13 protein-coding genes are annotated in these 17,770 nt (G+C 53.2%); 9 read left to right on the top strand and 4 right to left on the bottom strand.

Annotated elements, in window-relative coordinates; genetic code table 11:
* Positions 1 to 79 precede the first annotated feature (79 nt).
* Complete coding sequence (gene mrcA, locus EH228_RS07550; RefSeq protein ID WP_152321058.1) at positions 80 to 2,635, top strand: peptidoglycan glycosyltransferase/peptidoglycan DD-transpeptidase MrcA; 2,556 nt, start codon at positions 80 to 82, stop codon at positions 2,633 to 2,635.
* A gap of 101 nt (positions 2,636 to 2,736) precedes the next feature.
* On the opposite strand, the gene nudE is transcribed toward mrcA, so the two are convergent.
* The gene (gene nudE / locus EH228_RS07555) at positions 2,737 to 3,309 is read right to left on the bottom strand and encodes an ADP compounds hydrolase NudE (RefSeq protein ID WP_152321059.1); all 573 of its coding nucleotides are present in this window, start codon (positions 3,307 to 3,309) and stop codon (positions 2,737 to 2,739) included.
* Between the two features lie 411 nt (positions 3,310 to 3,720).
* On the opposite strand from nudE, the gene EH228_RS07560 reads away from it, so the two are divergent.
* The 4 genes from EH228_RS07560 to pckA all read left to right on the top strand — a co-directional run bounded on the left by EH228_RS07560 (position 3,721) and on the right by pckA (position 9,036).
* The gene (locus EH228_RS07560) at positions 3,721 to 5,853 is read left to right on the top strand and encodes an intracellular growth attenuator family protein (RefSeq protein WP_152321060.1); all 2,133 of its coding nucleotides are present in this window, start codon (positions 3,721 to 3,723) and stop codon (positions 5,851 to 5,853) included.
* A 155-nt stretch (positions 5,854 to 6,008) separates the two neighbouring features.
* On the top strand, positions 6,009 to 6,410 hold the full coding sequence (hslR, locus tag EH228_RS07565; RefSeq protein WP_152321061.1) for a ribosome-associated heat shock protein Hsp15: 402 nt from the start codon (positions 6,009 to 6,011) through the stop codon (positions 6,408 to 6,410).
* A gap of 22 nt (positions 6,411 to 6,432) precedes the next feature.
* Positions 6,433 to 7,311 carry an Hsp33 family molecular chaperone HslO gene (hslO, locus tag EH228_RS07570; RefSeq protein ID WP_152321062.1) on the top strand — a complete coding sequence of 293 codons (879 nt, stop codon included), beginning with the start codon at positions 6,433 to 6,435 and terminating at the stop codon, positions 7,309 to 7,311.
* A 108-nt stretch (positions 7,312 to 7,419) separates the two neighbouring features.
* Positions 7,420 to 9,036 carry a phosphoenolpyruvate carboxykinase (ATP) gene (pckA, locus tag EH228_RS07575; RefSeq protein WP_152321063.1) on the top strand — a complete coding sequence of 539 codons (1,617 nt, stop codon included), beginning with the start codon at positions 7,420 to 7,422 and terminating at the stop codon, positions 9,034 to 9,036.
* Between the two features lie 23 nt (positions 9,037 to 9,059).
* Here pckA and envZ read toward each other — a convergent pair whose 3' ends face one another.
* Both envZ and ompR read right to left on the bottom strand, forming a co-directional pair.
* A complete protein-coding gene (gene envZ / locus EH228_RS07580; protein ID WP_152321064.1) occupies positions 9,060 to 10,415 on the bottom strand; it encodes a two-component system sensor histidine kinase EnvZ in 1,356 nt (451 codons plus the stop codon).
* Positions 10,412 to 11,131, bottom strand: coding sequence for an osmolarity response regulator transcription factor OmpR (ompR, locus tag EH228_RS07585; protein WP_001157751.1), 720 nt, complete (start codon positions 11,129 to 11,131; stop codon positions 10,412 to 10,414). Before ompR ends, envZ begins: the two co-directional genes overlap by 4 nt.
* A gap of 303 nt (positions 11,132 to 11,434) precedes the next feature.
* On the opposite strand from ompR, the gene greB reads away from it, so the two are divergent.
* The 4 genes from greB (at position 11,435) to feoB (ending at position 17,037) form a co-directional block, all read left to right on the top strand.
* Entirely contained in the window at positions 11,435 to 11,908 is a 474-nt protein-coding gene (gene greB, locus EH228_RS07590) for a transcription elongation factor GreB (RefSeq protein ID WP_152321065.1), read from the top strand.
* A gap of 101 nt (positions 11,909 to 12,009) precedes the next feature.
* Positions 12,010 to 14,340, top strand: coding sequence for a Tex family protein (locus EH228_RS07595; RefSeq protein WP_152321066.1), 2,331 nt, complete (start codon positions 12,010 to 12,012; stop codon positions 14,338 to 14,340).
* Between the two features lie 155 nt (positions 14,341 to 14,495).
* Positions 14,496 to 14,720, top strand: coding sequence for a ferrous iron transporter A (gene feoA, locus EH228_RS07600; RefSeq protein WP_152321067.1), 225 nt, complete (start codon positions 14,496 to 14,498; stop codon positions 14,718 to 14,720).
* Positions 14,721 to 14,733: 13 nt separating this feature from the next.
* On the top strand, positions 14,734 to 17,037 hold the full coding sequence (gene feoB, locus EH228_RS07605; RefSeq protein WP_152321146.1) for a Fe(2+) transporter permease subunit FeoB: 2,304 nt from the start codon (positions 14,734 to 14,736) through the stop codon (positions 17,035 to 17,037).
* A gap of 333 nt (positions 17,038 to 17,370) precedes the next feature.
* Here feoB and EH228_RS07610 read toward each other — a convergent pair whose 3' ends face one another.
* A complete protein-coding gene (locus EH228_RS07610; RefSeq protein ID WP_152321068.1) occupies positions 17,371 to 17,640 on the bottom strand; it encodes a YdgH/BhsA/McbA-like domain containing protein in 270 nt (89 codons plus the stop codon).
* Positions 17,641 to 17,770 lie beyond the last annotated feature (130 nt).

A 17,770-nucleotide genomic window follows, 5' to 3' on the forward strand; every position in this document is an offset into this window, starting at 1 on the left:
TCCAGGCTTCTGGCTTGCCTTTATACTACCGCGCGATTGTTTATAAACTGTCCGGGCGACTTAAAATGGAAAATATCAGGTGAAGTTCGTAAAGTATCTTTTGATCCTTGCAGTGTGTTGCATTTTGCTGGGTGCAGGCTCGATCTATGGCCTCTACAAATATATTGAGCCGCAACTGCCCGACGTTGCGACATTGAAAGATGTGCGATTGCAGACGCCAATGCTGGTCTACAGTGCCGACCATGAGCTGATTGCTCAGTATGGTGAAAAGCGTCGCATTCCATTGAAACTACAACAAATTCCCCCGGAACTGGTGAAGGCGTTCATCGCCACGGAAGACAGCCGTTTCTATGAGCATCACGGCGTCGATCCGATTGGTATTTTCCGTGCGGCAAGTATCGCGCTGGTGTCCGGTCATGCGTCGCAAGGGGCCAGTACCATCACGCAACAGTTGGCTCGTAACTTCTTTCTCAGCCCCGAGCGCACCATAATGCGTAAAATCAAGGAAGCCTTCCTCGCCATCCGCATTGAGCAGATGATGAGCAAAGACGAAATCCTTGAGCTTTACCTGAATAAGATCTACCTCGGTTACCGTGCTTATGGTGTTGGCGCAGCGGCACAAGTCTATTTTGGTAAAAATGTCGATCAATTATCACTGAGCGAAATGGCGATGATTGCTGGTCTGCCGAAAGCTCCATCGACGTTTAATCCACTCTATTCCCACGAGCGGGCGTTACAGCGTCGTAACGTGGTACTCCGCCGTATGCTGGACCAGAATTACATCACCCAGTCGCAGTACAATGAGGCCATCAACACCCCGCTGGTCGCCAACTACCATACGCCTGAGATTGCCTTCTCCGCACCGTATCTGACCGAAATGGTCCGTCAGGCAATGGTCAAACGTTACGGTGACGATGCCTATAACGATGGTTTTCAGGTGACCACCACCATTACCCGCAAACTGCAACTGGCGGCACAAAAAGCGGTGCAGGACAACGTCATAAACTATGACATGCGCCATGGTTATCGCGGTCCGGCTAACGTGTTGTGGAAAGTGGGCCAGAAGCCATGGGATCAGACTGAAATCCTCAAAACACTGAAGGCGCTACCGGTGTATGGTCCGCTGATTCCGGCGGTGATTACCGAGGCTGACAGCAATGAAGCCACCGCCTTGCTGCGTGATGGCAGTAACGTGACGCTGAATATGGCGGGAATGCACTGGGCTCGTTCCTACAAGTCCGATACGACTCAGGGCCGCACGCCGCAGTCAGTCACCGACGTAGTGCAAACCGGTCAGCAGGTTTGGGTGCGGAAGGTGGACAATGACTGGTGGCTGGCTCAGGTACCGGATGTTAACTCGTCGCTGGTGTCGTTGGATCCACATAACGGTGCAGTCCTCGCCCTGGTGGGGGGATTCGATTTCAACCAGAGTAAATTTAACCGGGCGACTCAGTCGCTGCGCCAGGTCGGTTCGAACATCAAACCGTTCCTGTACACCGCCGCAATGGATCGCGGACTGACACTGGCTTCAATTCTGAACGACGTGCCTATCTCCCGCTGGGATGCTGGCGCCGGTGCCGACTGGCGGCCGAAGAACTCACCACCGACCTACGATGGTCCAATCCGGTTACGTCAGGGCCTCGGTCAGTCCAAAAACGTGGTGATGGTTCGTGCCATGCGGGCGATGGGCGTTGACTACGCAGCGGAATACCTGCAACGTTTCGGCTTCCCGGCACAGAATATCGTACACACCGAATCGCTGGCGTTGGGCTCCGCTTCCTTTACGCCGTTGCAAATGGTACGCGGCTATTCGGTGATGGCCAATGGCGGCTTCCTGGTTGACCCTTTTTTCATCAGCAAAATTCAGGATGAAAGCGGTCACGTGGTGTTTGAAGCAAAACCTAAAGTGGCCTGCCCGGAATGTCATCTGCCGGTTATTTACGGTGAAACCAGTAAATCCGTTGCCCTGAGCGAAGACAATGTGGAAAACCCGTCCGTTTCGCAAGAAAGGACTAGCCCTGCGGTGCCGCAACCGCAGTTGGAGCAAGTAACCCAACAGCAAGTGCAACAGGGCGATCAGCAGCAGTATGCGCCACATGTTATCGATACTCCGCTGGCCTTCCTGATTAAGAGCGCGCTGAACTCTAACATATTCGGCGAGCCGGGCTGGATGGGGACGGGCTGGCGTGCCGCTCGTGATCTGAAACGTAACGACATCGGCGGCAAAACCGGCACCACTAACAGTTCGAAAGATGCCTGGTTCTCCGGTTACGGCCCCGGCGTGGTGACGTCCGTCTGGATTGGCTTTGACGATCACCGTCGCGACCTGGGACGAACCACCGCATCAGGCGCGATTAAAGATCAGATTTCCGGTTATGAAGGCGGCGCCAAGAGTGCTCAGCCCGCCTGGGATGAATACATGAAAGTGGCGTTGGATGGTGTTCCAGTGCAACCGCTAACACCGCCAGATGGGGTGGTCACTGTGACCATTGATCGCGCCACCGGTAAGCTGGCTAAAGGTGGTGGCAACACCCGCCAGGAGTATTTCATCAATGGCACCCAACCGACAGAATATTCGGTACATGACGTGGGGACCACGCTGATGGATAACGGCCAGAGTCACGAACTGTTCTAAAAATTTAGCGCAGCAATTTCTGGCGACCGGGGTAGTAAAAAAGGGATAAACCTGTACGGTTTATCCCTTTTTTTTCTGTCGCTTTACCACCCAGCAGATGGTCAGGTCCTGTTACGCAATCTTCCCTGCTTAACCAGCCACTCTCGCGCCAGAAACAGCGCACTGACGTTTCGGGCTTCCTGGAAGTCAGGTTCCAGCAGCAACCCTGGCAAATTGTCGAGCGGCCAGCGTAACTGCGGCAGGGGCTCTGGTTCGTCGCCCTCCAGCTGCTCGGCATACAATCCTTCCGCCACCAGAATATTCATTTTGCTGGAAAAGTAAGACGGGGCCAGTGTCAGTTGACCCAATATTTCCAGCTTTCCAGCGCCGAATCCGACCTCTTCTTTCAGCTCACGATTTGCGGCCTCAAATGGCGTCTCGCCAGCGTCCATCAACCCTTTGGGAAACCCCAACTCATAGCTCTCCAGCCCCACGACATATTCCTGGATCAGGATGAGATGATTATCAATGATCGGTACAATCATCACCGCTTCACGCTCGGAAGGCTTCATCCGCTCATAAACACGTCGTGCACCGTTGCTGAATTCAAGATCGACCGCTTCAACAGTAAACAAACGTGAGCGGGCAACGACCTCAACATTCAGGATTTTGGGTTTCTGCAATTGTCTGGTCATAGGGGCCCCAGGAAAAAGCTAAAAAAATGAGCGTGATAGCCCGCCAGTCACGATATCAAGACCGATATTATCCTCATTGTGCGTCAGTCGCGAGGGGAAGCCAATCACTGTGCAGGTTATTTTACTTTATGATAACAAATCAGTGACTTAGCGGAAGAAATGTTTTATAAAATGTCAATCCTCAATAATTAGAATAGGAACATACCGATACTGTATTCCCTCTCTGATTGTTACCATTCATTCACAATGCTGATATTCTACTATTCTAATTTTATGATTTTGCGCACTATTTCAGAACACACAGCAGATTGCCAGCACCGTCTAAACACGCCACAATGTCGGTAACGAGATGGTTAAGACCGACATTTTCCAACATAACGACGGGAGCAAAATGGCAGGAATGAGGGAAGCATGAGCACAATAGTCATCATATTGGCTGTAATGCTGGCCTGCTCGATCGGAGCGGGTTGTTTCTTTTGGTACGCTATGCGGCATCGCCCGCCGTTGGCGAAACCACTGCCATTCATCAGTCCGCCTTATAGAAAACTGAGCGACGATGAGCGTAGAGCTGTCGAACGCTATATTGATTCGATGGAAAAGTACCGTAAGAATACCGTACCCAACGGCATCGCCGACCACCTGGTACTGAATTCGCAGAGCAACAACGTTTACCCTGTCACCCGCTCCATCACTCGCTATGGCCTCTCCACCGATGAGCCGTATCAATGGCGCTATTATCTTGATGAAGTCGAAGTACACCTGCCGCCGCTCTGGGAGCAGTATATTGCGGATGAGAACTACGTTGAATTAATCAAAACACAGACTATCCCGCTGGTGATCTCCCTGAATGGTCATTCACTGGTGAACTATGTTTACGAGCAGCCCGCACTGGCACCCGCACTTAGGCCTGTGGGCCCTCAGGCTTCGATCCGCAAAGAAGAAAGCGAAAATATTGAACTGCTCAGTGTACGTAAAGAAACCGTTGAGGAATACGCCCTGAGCCGCCCTGATGGTACCCGTGAAACCTGTGCTATCGGTGTTGCTTTCCTGCTGCTGTTTTTCAGCCTGACTGGCCCTGTGGTGCTCATGCCCTGGCTGGTCATGGCCGCCATCACCATCATTCTGGTGAGCTGTTGGTCCCTGTACCGTCGCCCCGGAAAAAAAGATTTGCGTGAGATCCACTGTCTGCGCGGCGCGCCCAAGCGTTGGGGGCTGTTCGGAGAATCAAACCAGGGGCAAATCAGCAATATTTCCCTCGGCATCATTGATCTGATCTATCCCGCCCACTGGCAACCTTATGTCGCTAACGATCTGGGGCAGCCCACGGAAGTGGATATTTATCTGAACCGCCACGTGGTGCGCCAGGGACGTTTCCTCTCATTGCAGGATGAAGTACGCAACTTCCCGCTTCAGCACTGGAAAAAGAATCTGGTGCTGGCCGCTGGTTCATTGCTGGTTCTGGTCTTGCTGATTGTCTGTGTTCCCCTGAGCATGCCATTGAAGCTCAGCATAGCCTGGCTAAAAGGAACGGAAAGCGTACAGGTGCATAGCGTTAACGATCTGGAAAAGATCCCGCTGCGTGTCGGCGACAGCCTGAACGCTACTGGCCTGGGGATGTGCTCAATCCCAACGACCTATCAGGGTAACCGCTCCTATGCGTTTATGCCTTTTGACTGCTCGGCCATATACTGGAATAACGCGACGCCTCTGCCTCAGCCACAGTCGGATATTATTGATAAAGCTACCGCGCTGTTGACCACGACCAACCAACAATTGCACCCGCAGAACAACACCGACCCGAAGCTAAATCCGCAGTTGGCGACGGCCATTCAGAAATCAGGGATGATCCTGTTGGATGATTTCGCTGATATCGTGTTGAAAACGCAAGATCTGTGCAGCCAGGAACAGGATTGCGTCAGACTGAAAAACGCGCTGGTTAATCTGGGTAACGCTAAAAATTGGGAGACGCTGGTGCGCCGCGCCAATTCCGGCGCACTGGATGGTATGAATGTACTGTTGCGCCCAGTCAGCGCTGAGGCGCTGGAAAATCTGGTCAATACGGCAACATCATCTTTCTTCTACCGGGAAACACGTCGGGCGACTGAAGCGCTGAACAGTCCTCCGCCAGGTGGGTTCCTGATCCTCAGCGATGAAGGTCATCAGTGGGTCAAACATCAGGCACCCACGGTTTCGCTGTTCAATTATAATGCACCCGATCAGTGGCCTGAGCTGCAACGCCTGGCGGGTATGCTTCTGCATACCCCGTTTTCCGCCAGCGGTATCGTGACCAGCATCAGTACTGATGCCAACGGCACCCGGCATATCGTCCTGCACAGTGAACCGGATGTGATAACCCTGGGCCGTTATATCGGCACCAGTCTGCTGTTGTTGATTGTCACGATAAGTTTTATTCTCAACAGCGTACTCACCCTGAAACGTATTCACCGTAATCGCATACGCACCAGCGCTATCCAGAATTATTATGATAAGTGTTTCAGTCCGACGCTCAGCCCCTCCCACCAGAACATTCGTCCACTGTTCTGAGCCTGTGTGTTTTATGCTATTTTTAAGGCTGGCAAGGCGATCCTCCTCTCAACACTCCTCGCTTATATTCCCCGACACGGATAGCACTCCGGAAAGGCGCCTTGATTTCTGGCATGCAAGCCATACATAAAGGTATTCCCAAAAAAGGAGCGGCGATGAAAGAGAAGCCTGTTGAAGCGGTTCGGCTCGATAAGTGGCTGTGGGCCGCGCGTTTTTATAAAACCCGGGCAACGGCGCGTGAGATGATCGAAGGCGGCAAGGTTCACTACAACGGTCAACGCTGTAAACCCGGCAAAATTGTGGAACTGCACGCTGAACTGACGCTTCGCCAGGGCAATGACGAACGTACCGTGATTATTGCATCGATCAGCGATCGACGTGGCCCGGCAATTGACGCACAGCAACTGTATACCGAAACGGCTCAAAGCATTGAGAAACGAGAAAAAATAGCATTGGCTCGCAAAATGAACGCGCTGAGCATGCCGCATCCTGACCGGCGTCCTGACAAAAAAGAACGACGGAATTTAATAAAATTTAAAAATTCTGGCGACGCATAAGACGCCTTAACGAGAGAGAATTATGGCTCATCAAGACCAAATGCACCGTTACCTGTTCGAAAATTACGCCGTGCGTGGTGAACTGGTTACTGTATCCAGCACCTGGCAGGAAATCATCGCTGGTCACGACTATCCTCAACCGGTTCAGCAGGTACTGGGCGAACTGTTGGTCGCCACCTGCTTACTGACCGCGACGCTGAAATTTGACGGCGATATCACTGTGCAGTTGCAGGGAGACGGTCCCCTTAAGCTGGCGGTTATCAATGGTAATAATCGTCAGGAGATGCGGGGAGTCGCACGCCTGCAAGGAGACATCACCGCGGGAAGTAGCCTGAAAGAGATGGTCGGCAATGGCTATCTGGTGATCACCATTTCCCCAGCTGAAGGCGAACGCTATCAAGGCGTGGTCGGTCTGGAAGGTGAAACCCTGTCAGCATGTCTGGAAGACTACTTCATGCGCTCAGAACAGTTGCCAACCCGCCTGTTTATCCGTACTGGCGAAAATGCCGGTAAACCGGGCGCCGGAGGGATCCTGCTACAGGTTCTCCCCGCCCAGGATGCCAACCCGGATGACTTTAGCCACCTGGCGACGTTGACAGACACCATCAAGACCGAGGAACTGCTCAGCCTGCCAGCAAATGATGTATTGTGGCGGTTGTATCATCAAGAAGAAGTCACCGTTTACCCCCCACAAGAAGTCAGTTTCCATTGCACCTGTTCGCGGGAACGCTGTGGTGAAGTATTGCGCACACTGCCGGAAGCTGAAGTCGATCAGAGCATTTCCGAAGATGGCAAAATCGATATGCACTGCGACTATTGCGGCAGTCACTACATTTTTGATGCCGTTGATATCGCCGCGTTCCGCAATGACTCCACTGCCGGTAACACCCAGGTCCATTAATGTTCTTTATGTCATCAGCATGTTGATGGATTTGCTGAACATCACGGTTGAGCAAACACGATCCGATTAAACTCAATGCCAGAACAGAGACAACAAAGGAGCAGTAACATGCATCACCTGACCCCGCAGGACCTCGTCGCTTATGGCATTGCCGATACCCTCGGGATTATTCACAATCCCGATTTTTCCACCCTTTATCAGGAAGAAACCCGCCCTGACCTGACCGGCTATGAACGCGGGACCGAAACCCAGTCAGGGGCTGTCGCCGTTGATACCGGTATTTTTACCGGGCGATCCCCCAGGGATAAATATATCGTTCGCGATGAGACAACACGCGATACGCTGTGGTGGAACGACCAGGGTAAAGGGAAAAATGATAATCAGCCGCTGGCCCAGGAGACCTGGCAGGAACTGAAATCTCTGGTCGCACAGCAATTGTCCCACAAGCGTCTGTTCGTGGTCGATGCCTGGTGCGGCGCCAATCCGGACACCCGTCTTAGTGTGCGTTTTATCACCGAAGTCGCCTGGCAGGCCCATTTCGTTAAGAACATGTTTATTCGCCCGGACGCCGCCGCGCTGGCCGAATTCGAACCCGATTTTGTGGTAATGAACGGGGCGAAATGCACCAACCCCAACTGGCAGCGGCAGAGACTGCATTCCGAAAACTTTATCGCCTTCAACCTGACTGAGCGCATCCAATTGATTGGCGGAACCTGGTATGGCGGTGAGATGAAAAAAGGTCTGTTCGCCGTAATGAATTACCTGCTGCCGCTGAAAGGCATTGCTGCAATGCACTGCTCGGCTAACGTTGGGCCGGCTGGCGATGTGGCGGTGTTCTTCGGCCTGTCTGGAACGGGCAAAACCACGCTTTCAACCGATCCACAACGTAAGCTGATTGGCGATGACGAACATGGCTGGGATGACGACGGGGTGTTTAACTTTGAAGGCGGCTGTTACGCCAAAACCATTAATCTTTCACCGCAGGCAGAACCGGAGATTTTTCACGCTATCCGCCGCAATGCGCTGCTGGAAAATGTGGTGGTACGCGCCGATGGCTCAGTTGATTTCGCTGACGACAGCAAAACCGAGAATACCCGCGTTTCCTATCCTATCGATCATATCGACAATATTGTAAAACCAGTGTCGAAGGCGGGCCATGCGCGTAAAGTTATTTTCCTGACGGCCGATGCCTTTGGCGTACTTCCCCCCGTATCGCGCCTGACGCCAGAGCAGACACAGTATCACTTCCTCTCCGGTTTTACTGCCAAGCTGGCAGGCACTGAGCGTGGTGTAACCCAACCCGTCCCCACCTTCTCAGCGTGTTTTGGCGCGGCTTTTCTGCTGCTGCACCCAACACAGTATGCTGAAGTATTAGTGAAGAGGATGAAAAACGCAGGTGCGGAGGCATATCTGGTCAACACCGGTTGGAACGGCAGCGGTAAACGTATTTCGCTCAAGGATACCAGAGCCATTATTAACGCCATTCTCAATGACGATATTGCCAGCGCGGAAACGGTGATCCTGCCCATTTTCAACCTGGCGATGCCAACTGCCCTACCGGGCGTGGACAGTCACATACTGGACCCGCGCAATAGCTGGGTCGACACCGACGCATGGCACAACAAAGCCCGTGAGCTGGCGGAACGCTTTATCGCTAACTTCGACCAATACACGGATACACCGGCCGGAGAAGCATTAATTCCAGCCGGGCCACAGTTGCGATAATGATTGATTGCGGCAGGAGAGGGTCAGCTGTTCGTGGTCGTCGCTGACTGCGTTGCCATAGCGGGCAACGGCAGGTAAGCACGGATGCGTAATCCTCCCCGCTCACTGTCGCCAATCTCAAGCGTCCCCTGATGGGCGTCAATAATACGTTGTACGATAGCCAATCCCAGACCGGTGCCGCTGGTACTCCGGGCGCTGTCACCGCGTACAAACGGCTGAAACAGATGCTTCAGTTGTTCAGGAGCGATCCCCGGACCGTCATCTTCCACCTGGAACCAGGCCCGCTGCAACTCACTACCACTGCTGACTTTGATCCAGCCATTACCATAGCGGGCGGCGTTAACCACCATATTGGCCGCGGCACGCTTGATCGACAACGGGTTAATATCCAGCATCAGTTCTGTCGGCATCACCGCATTTTCAATTTCACGCTCATAGCCGCTTTCCGCGGCCACGACTTCACCCAACACGCTGTTGAGATCCGCCCTTTCGGTCTGAATCTCCTGACCCGTGCGTAAATAGTCAATAAACTGTTCAATGATGGCGTTGCACTCTTCAATATCCTTATTGATCGACTCGGCAAGATAGCCATCTTCCTGCGCCATCATTTCGGTCGCCAGACGAATACGCGTTAAGGGGGTGCGCAAATCATGACTGACCCCGGCCATCAGCAGCGTACGGTCATCGGCAAGTTGCTCAACCCCGGCGGCCATCTGATTGAACGCCCGGGTAACCGATCGCACCTCCGAAGCACCATACTCCCGCAATGGGGGTGGAATGATACCTTTCCCAACCTGCAATGCCGCATGCTCCAGCTCCACCAACGGACGATTTTGTATGCGGATAAACAGCCAGGCGCCCCCTATCGCCAGCAGCATAATTGCCAGCGTGTAACGGAACAACGGAGAGAAATCGCCCTGATGAATTTCGGTCAACGGCACGCGCACCCAGATGTCCGGCGAGAGCCAGGTTTTCAGCCAGACCACGGGGGAATTTTTGTTAACCTCGACGCGAACATCGGTTGGGCCACCCAATTGTTGCGCCATCTGCTGACTGAGGAATTCGTAGTGCTGTGCCCAACGTAATCCGCTCTCTTCCGCTGCCGCATTGGTATATAACGAAATGCCCAACTCGCGATAAATCTCGCGGCGAAATGCCGGTGGCACCTCAAGTTGTGTGCCATCTTCCAGTTGCAGCCGATCCGTCATCAGCATCCGCACTTCGTACGCCAGCACTTTATTGAATTGTTGCAGGCTGGGCAGAATAGCGAAGTTCAGTACCACCAGATAGGTCGTTACCAGGCTGACGAACAGCAGGGTAACGATCAACAACAACGTGCGGGCAAACGAACTACGGGGAGAGAAGCGGAATCGCCTCATGCTTTACTGCCGTCCGGTACAAACACATACCCCAGTCCCCAGACGGTCTGGATGTAACGCGGATGAGCCGGATCTTCTTCTACCATACGGCGCAGGCGTGAAATCTGCACGTCGATAGAACGCTCCATCGCACTGTACTCACGACCACGGGCCAGGTTCATCAGCTTGTCACGGGACAACGGTTCACGCGGGTGGCTGACCAGCGCTTTCAACACCGCAAACTCACCGCTGGTCAGCGGCATCGGCTCATCTTCACGGAACATTTCACGCGTACCGAGATTCAGCTTGAACTTACCGAAGGCAATCACAGCTTCTTCCTGAGAAGGCGCACCTGGCAGCTCATTAGCCTGACGGCGTAGCACCGCGCGGATACGGGCCAGCAGCTCACGCGGATTAAAAGGTTTTGGAATGTAGTCATCGGCGCCAATTTCCAGTCCGACGATACGGTCCACCTCTTCCCCTTTCGCTGTCACCATGATTATCGGCATTGGGTTGCTCTGACTGCGCAGACGGCGACAAATCGACAGACCATCTTCACCTGGCAACATCAAATCCAACACCATCAGGTGGAAAGATTCACGGGTCAGCAGACGATCCATCTGCTCAGCATTCGCCACACTGCGCACCTGGAAACCCTGCTCGGTCAGATAACGCTCCAGCAGCGCACGTAAACGCATGTCATCATCTACGACCAGAATTTTGTAGTTTTCTTGCATTTCGATACTCCCCAAGGCGCTATTGCCTGAGCCAATATTTTAAAAAAGATGCCTGAATGTAACAGTCAATAATGGTTTATATTGTAGCCGAAATTGTTACAAAGCATATTAAACAGCAGCTTATCTTTAATCTTGCACAAAAAAACTGCACTGACGCACAACATTGCAGGTTAATATTCGCGGCGAATAGTTATGACAAACAAACAGTAACGACAACGATAAAACAGACCGACAGAATTTGCATCGCCACACAACACACCACAAAATAACGCTGGCGTGACAGAGAAAAGAAATGGGCAGACGATGAAAACCAAACTAATCACCCGTGAAGGGTACCAGAAGCTGAAGGATGAGCTGGACTTTCTCTGGCGAACCGACCGGCCAGAAGTGACCCGAAAGGTGACCTGGGCGGCCAGCCTGGGTGATCGCAGCGAAAACGCCGACTATCAGTACAACAAAAAGCGCCTGCGCGAAATTGACCGCCGCGTACGTTATCTCAGCAAATGTCTCGAACAACTGCGCATTGTCGATTACTCGCCACAGCAGGACGGCAAGGTATTCTTCGGCGCCTGGGTCGAGGTGGAAAACGACGCCGGCGAAATTAAACGCTTTCGTCTTGTCGGCTATGATGAAATTTTTGGCCGCAAAGACTATATCTCAATCGACTCCCCCATGGCGCGTGCGTTGCTGAAAAAGGAAGTCGGCGATGTAGTTACCGTCCATACGCCTGTCGGAGAGGCCATCTGGTACGTCAATGCGATCGACTACGTTAAATAATCTTAATCACGCGGATAGTCGGCCTCTGCCTGCCCCTTCGCTGGCAATTGTCGCGCGCAAGCCGTATAACTGTCCGCTGTTCTTTAGCTACCAAGTAACCAATAATGAAAGATTCGCTGAGCCGCATAATTGCAAGTGAGCTCCAGGCGCGAGCAGAACAGGTTGATGCTGCTGTTCGTCTGCTGGATGAAGGGAATACCGTGCCGTTTATCGCACGTTATCGTAAGGAAATGACCGGCGGGCTGGATGATACCCAGTTACGACAACTGGAAACTCGCCTGGGCTATCTCAGGGAGCTGGAAACACGCCGTCAGTCAATTCTCAAATCAATCGAAGAGCAGGGCAAGCTGAGCGACGAGCTGGCCAACGCCATCTGCAGTACCCTAAGCAAAACCGAGCTTGAAGACCTCTACCTGCCGTATAAACCGAAGCGTCGCACCCGTGGTCAGATTGCGATTGAAGCGGGCCTCGAACCGCTGGCTGACACATTGTGGCAGGATCCATCGCATGAGCCGGAACATCTGGCCGCGACCTTTGTCGATGCCGAAAAAGGCGTAGCCGACACCAAAGCCGCCCTTGATGGCGCGCGCTATATCCTGATGGAACGCTTTGCCGAAGATGCCGCCTTACTGGCTAAAGTCCGTGAATACCTGTGGAAAAACGCCCACCTGGTTGCCCGCGTGCTGGAAGGCAAGGAAGAAGAAGGCGCAAAGTTCCGCGATTACTTCGCTCATCACGAAGCGCTCGCTACCGTTCCCTCTCACCGGGCGCTGGCGATGTTCCGCGGCCGCAACGAAGGCGTACTGCAACTGTCGCTCAATGCCGACCCGCAGTTTGACGAACCTCCGCGGGAAAGCTACGGCGAACAGATTATTATCGAGCATCTCGGCCTGCGTCTGAACAACGCGCCAGCAGACAGCTGGCGCCGGGCGGTGGTCAGCTGGACCTGGCGCATCAAGGTGCTGCTGCACCTCGAAACAGAATTAATGGGTACCCTACGCGAGCGGGCGGAAGACGAGGCAATCAATGTATTCGCCCGTAATCTGCACGACCTGTTAATGGCCGCGCCGGCGGGCATGCGCGCCACGATGGGCCTTGATCCAGGCTTGCGTACCGGCGTGAAAGTTGCAGTGGTGGACGCCACCGGCAAACTGGTCGCCACCGATACCATTTATCCGCACACGGGTCAGACAGCTAAAGCCGCTGCCGCGGTGGCCGCACTCTGTACCCGACATCAGGTAGAACTGGTGGCGATTGGTAACGGCACCGCCTCACGTGAGACTGAACGCTTCTTCCTTGATGTTCAGCAACAGTTCCCACAGGTGAAAGCGCAGAAGGTTATTGTCAGTGAAGCCGGTGCATCCGTGTATTCCGCGTCTGAACTGGCCGCGCTGGAGTTCCCGGACCTCGACGTTTCGCTGCGCGGCGCGGTCTCCATCGCGCGTCGTTTGCAGGATCCGCTTGCCGAACTGGTGAAAATCGATCCTAAATCTATTGGTGTCGGCCAGTATCAGCATGACGTCAGTCAGAGCCAACTGGCGAAAAAACTGGATGCAGTGGTCGAAGACTGCGTGAACAACGTCGGAGTTGATCTGAACACCGCCTCTGTACCATTGCTCACCCGCGTAGCTGGCCTGACCAAAATGATGGCGCAGAATATTGTCAGTTGGCGCGACGAGAACGGTCGTTTCCAGAATCGCCAACAGTTACTGAAAGTCAGCCGTCTGGGAGCAAAAGCCTTCGAGCAGTGTGCCGGTTTCTTGCGTATTAACCACGGCGATAACCCACTGGATGCCTCAACCGTGCACCCGGAAGCCTATCCGGTGGTGCAGCGTATTCTGGTCGCGACCCAACAGGCGATTGATGAGCTGATGGGGGATCCCACCAAACTGCGCAACCTGCGCGCGGTGGACTTTACCGATGAGCGCTTTGGCGTACCGACTGTCAGCGATATCATCAAAGAGTTAGAGAAACCAGGTCGCGACCCGCGCCCTGAGTTTAAAACCGCGCAATTTGCCGAGGGTATCGAGACCATGAACGACCTGGTCCCCGGCATGGTACTGGAAGGCGCGGTGACAAACGTAACCAACTTCGGCGCTTTCGTCGATATCGGCGTACATCAGGATGGCCTGGTACATATCTCTTCGCTTTCAGATAAATTCGTCGACGACCCGCACAAGGTGGTCAAAACGGGTGATATCGTCAAAGTGAAGGTGATGGAGGTTGATCTGCAACGTAAGCGTATCGCCCTGACGATGCGTCTTGATGAGCAACCTGGCGAAACCCATGCCCGCCGCAGTAATTCTGGCGGCAGTGGCCGCGATAACACGCGCCCTGCCCACAGTAAACCGCGTCCACGATCAACTGCACAACCTGCTGGTAACAGCGCAATGGGCGATGCCCTGGCCGCGGCATTGAGTAAAAAACGCTGAATTAATCTGCCCAATGAGTGGATCACTTGATCCACTCCCTTCATTTGAACAAATTAAACCTGTCCTGTGTCAATAAGAGCGAGAACTATTCTCATTATAATTCCCCTGATCAATAATAACGGTTCAAAACCGCACCAGAAAGAATAGGGGTATTTATGCAATATATATCAGGGCAAGATTATCAAATCCTTCGTTACTCCCCCGAGGTCAGCGCGGCCTTTCGACAAAAGCTGCTGTCTTTAGGTCTGCTGCCTGGCGCCATCTTTAAGGTCAAACGCATCGCGCCACTGGGCGATCCCATCCAAATTGAAACTCACCGCTTCAACCTGATGCTGCGCAAAAAAGATCTCTCTTTCCTGCAATTAGCCATTCCTGAATGAAACGAGCGTAATGATGAATACATCCACTATCGGACTCATTGGTAACCCCAACTCCGGCAAAACGACGCTCTTTAACCAGTTGACCGGTGCCCGGCAACATGTCGGCAACTGGGCTGGCGTGACGGTTGAACGCAAAGAAGGCAGCTTTAGCACTGAAAACTACGCTGTTCGGCTGATTGACCTGCCCGGCACTTACTCACTGACCACCATCTCTGAACAAACCTCTCTGGACGAACAGATCGCCTGTCACTATATCCTGAGCGGCGAAGCGGACCTGATCATTAACGTGGTCGACGCCAGCAACCTGGAGCGCAACCTCTATCTGACCCTGCAACTTCAGGAACTGGGCATCCCCTGCATCATTGCGTTGAATATGCTGGATATCGCTCACAGCCAGCATATCCATATCGACGTCGCGGCGCTGACCGAAAAACTCGGCTGTCCGGTCATCCCGATGGTGTCTAATCGGGGAACCGGCCTGACTGAACTGAAAGCTGCCATCGACCATCATCCCCGTACCACCAGCCATTTTGCCATCACCTGGCCACAAGCCGTGGAAACCAACGTGGCGACACTGGCCGCCGCAATGCCGGAGCCGCTTACAGCGCTTCGCCGACGCTGGCTGGCGCTGCAAACGCTGGAGGGGGATATTTACTGTCGCGCACAATGTGGCGCAGCCGAAGCCCTGCTGCCTGACCTTCCGGGCGTGGAGGAAAATCCTCTGGAAATTGCGCAGGCGCGCTATCAGACAATTGAAACACTTTGCAGCACCACCACCACCATGCAGGAAGCCACACCGCACCGTCTTTCCGCCAGGCTCGACGCGCTGGTATTGAACCGCTGGCTGGGGATCCCATTATTCCTGGCGGTAATGTACCTGATGTTCTTCCTCGCCATTAACCTGGGCGGCGCATTACAACCACTGTTCGAAAAAAGTTCAGCGGCCATTTTCATTGATGGTACGCAATGGCTGGGCGCGACCCTGCATTTTCCGCTGAGTCTCACGCTGTTCCTTGCTCAGGGCATCGGAGGCGGTATCAATACCGTGATGCCGCTGGTACCGCAAATTGGTCTGATGTACCTGTTCCTGTCGGTGATGGAAGACTCCGGTTACATGGCGCGGGCCGCGTTTGTGGTTGACAGGCTGATGCAGGCGATCGGACTGCCAGGAAAATCCTTTGTGCCGCTGATTGTCGGTTTTGGCTGTAACGTTCCTGCAGTGATGGGGGCCAGAACACTGGACGCACCACGTGAAAGGCTGCTAACCGTGCTGATGGCGCCATTTATGTCCTGTGGCGCACGACTGGCGATTTTCGCGGTATTTTCGGCGGCTTTCTTTGGCAAAAACGGCGCCATCATCGTCTTTAGCCTGTATCTGCTCGGTATCACTGCAGCCATTCTCACCGGATTGATCCTCCGACATACGCTGCTACGCGGCGAAGCGGCCCCGTTTGTGATGGAACTACCGACCTGGCATGTACCGCACGTAAAAAGCCTGCTGCTGCAAACCTGGCAACGGCTGAAAAGCTTTGTTGTCCGTGCGGGTAAAGTGATTGTGGCGGTCAGCGTGCTGATTGGCGCGTTGAACAGTTTCTCTTTTAGTGGTCAGCCGGTTTCCAGTATTAATGATTCTGCACTGGCTACCGTCAGTCGTTATCTGACCCCTCTGCTCAACCCAATGGGTGTCGATGATGATAACTGGCAGGCGACCGTCGGGCTGGTGACCGGAGCCATGGCGAAAGAGGTGGTTGTCGGTACCCTGAACACGCTCTACACCGCAGAAGCGCTGCATCAGGAAACGTTTGATGCGGAAAGTTTTAATCTGTTGACGGAACTGGGAGACGCAATCCAGGAAACCTGGCAAGAGCTGAAAAACACCTTCAGCCTCAGCGTGTTGTTCCACCCTATCGACGCCAGTAAAGGCGATGGTGATATGGCCAGCGGTTCCATGGGGATGATGCACAGTAAATTCGCCACCGATGCCGCAGCCTACAGCTACCTGATCTTCGTGCTGCTGTATGTCCCTTGCGTCTCGGTAATGGGCGCTATCGCCCGCGAAAGTAGCCGTCGCTGGATGTTGTTCTCCATCTTCTGGGGAAGTAGTCTGGCTTATTCGCTGGCAACAATCTTCTATCAGTTGGCTACTTTCACTAAAAGTCCGCTGTCCAGCGCGATCACACTAACCCTGGTAATAGCCTTCAACGGCCTGCTGTGGCTGGTGCTAAAAAACATCACGTTACCGCCAGAGCGGCTGCAAGTGATGACAACGATGCCGAAACGCTGTGCGGGTTGTGCTAAAAACGCGGGCTGTCACTAAAGACGGCTGATTCGCGGGAATTAATCTCACAGGAAAAAGGATTTTCCTGCATAGTTTCATCCTGTTTCTGATCGTGGTTTTTAGACGTTGAAAAGCAATCTGGGTCCTGTCAGGTATGACATTATTCTATTCCCGGCAATAATCTGCTGCTGTATTCATCATGCCAGGTTGCGATTTCGTAACATGATCTCAACTGACATCACCGAACACGACCAGGCACCACTCCGACACTGATCTGGTTTTGTCGCCTTAACAGCAATAAGTCAAAAAAAGTTGTACAGCTTGTTTTTCAGCTAGCCAACAGGCAGAGTTACCCCTGCCTGCTAAAACAGATTACTTATATACATCCGCAATGGCGCTAAACTTGCCGTGTTCACGACCCGCGATCACCAGGTAGTACTGACCGCCTTTTTCATCAGCCAGCTTAGACAGTTCACGTTTTGCATCCATGGGTGAAGTGGTTTCAGCCGTAGTGCGCACCGTGCCTATTTTTTCCAGCTTCAGGGTTTTCACTTCTTCTTTAGTAACTTCTTTCGCCGCCAGCGCACCAAATGACACGGTTCCGAGCAGAAGACTCATTGCGACAGTTTGAAAAATTTTCATCAAAAACACTCCGGGTTTATTTTATTTTCAGAAATAAGTCTTACCTGATGAGTTCGCCAGGAAGTAAAGACACCCCACATCATTCATGGTGCAGGAAAAAACGCGAAGCGTTTTTAAACAGATCCTGCGG

Origin of the sequence: Erwinia endophytica (genome assembly GCF_009295515.1) — a bacterium.
GTDB classification, from domain to species: Bacteria; Pseudomonadota; Gammaproteobacteria; order Enterobacterales; family Enterobacteriaceae; genus Erwinia; species Erwinia endophytica.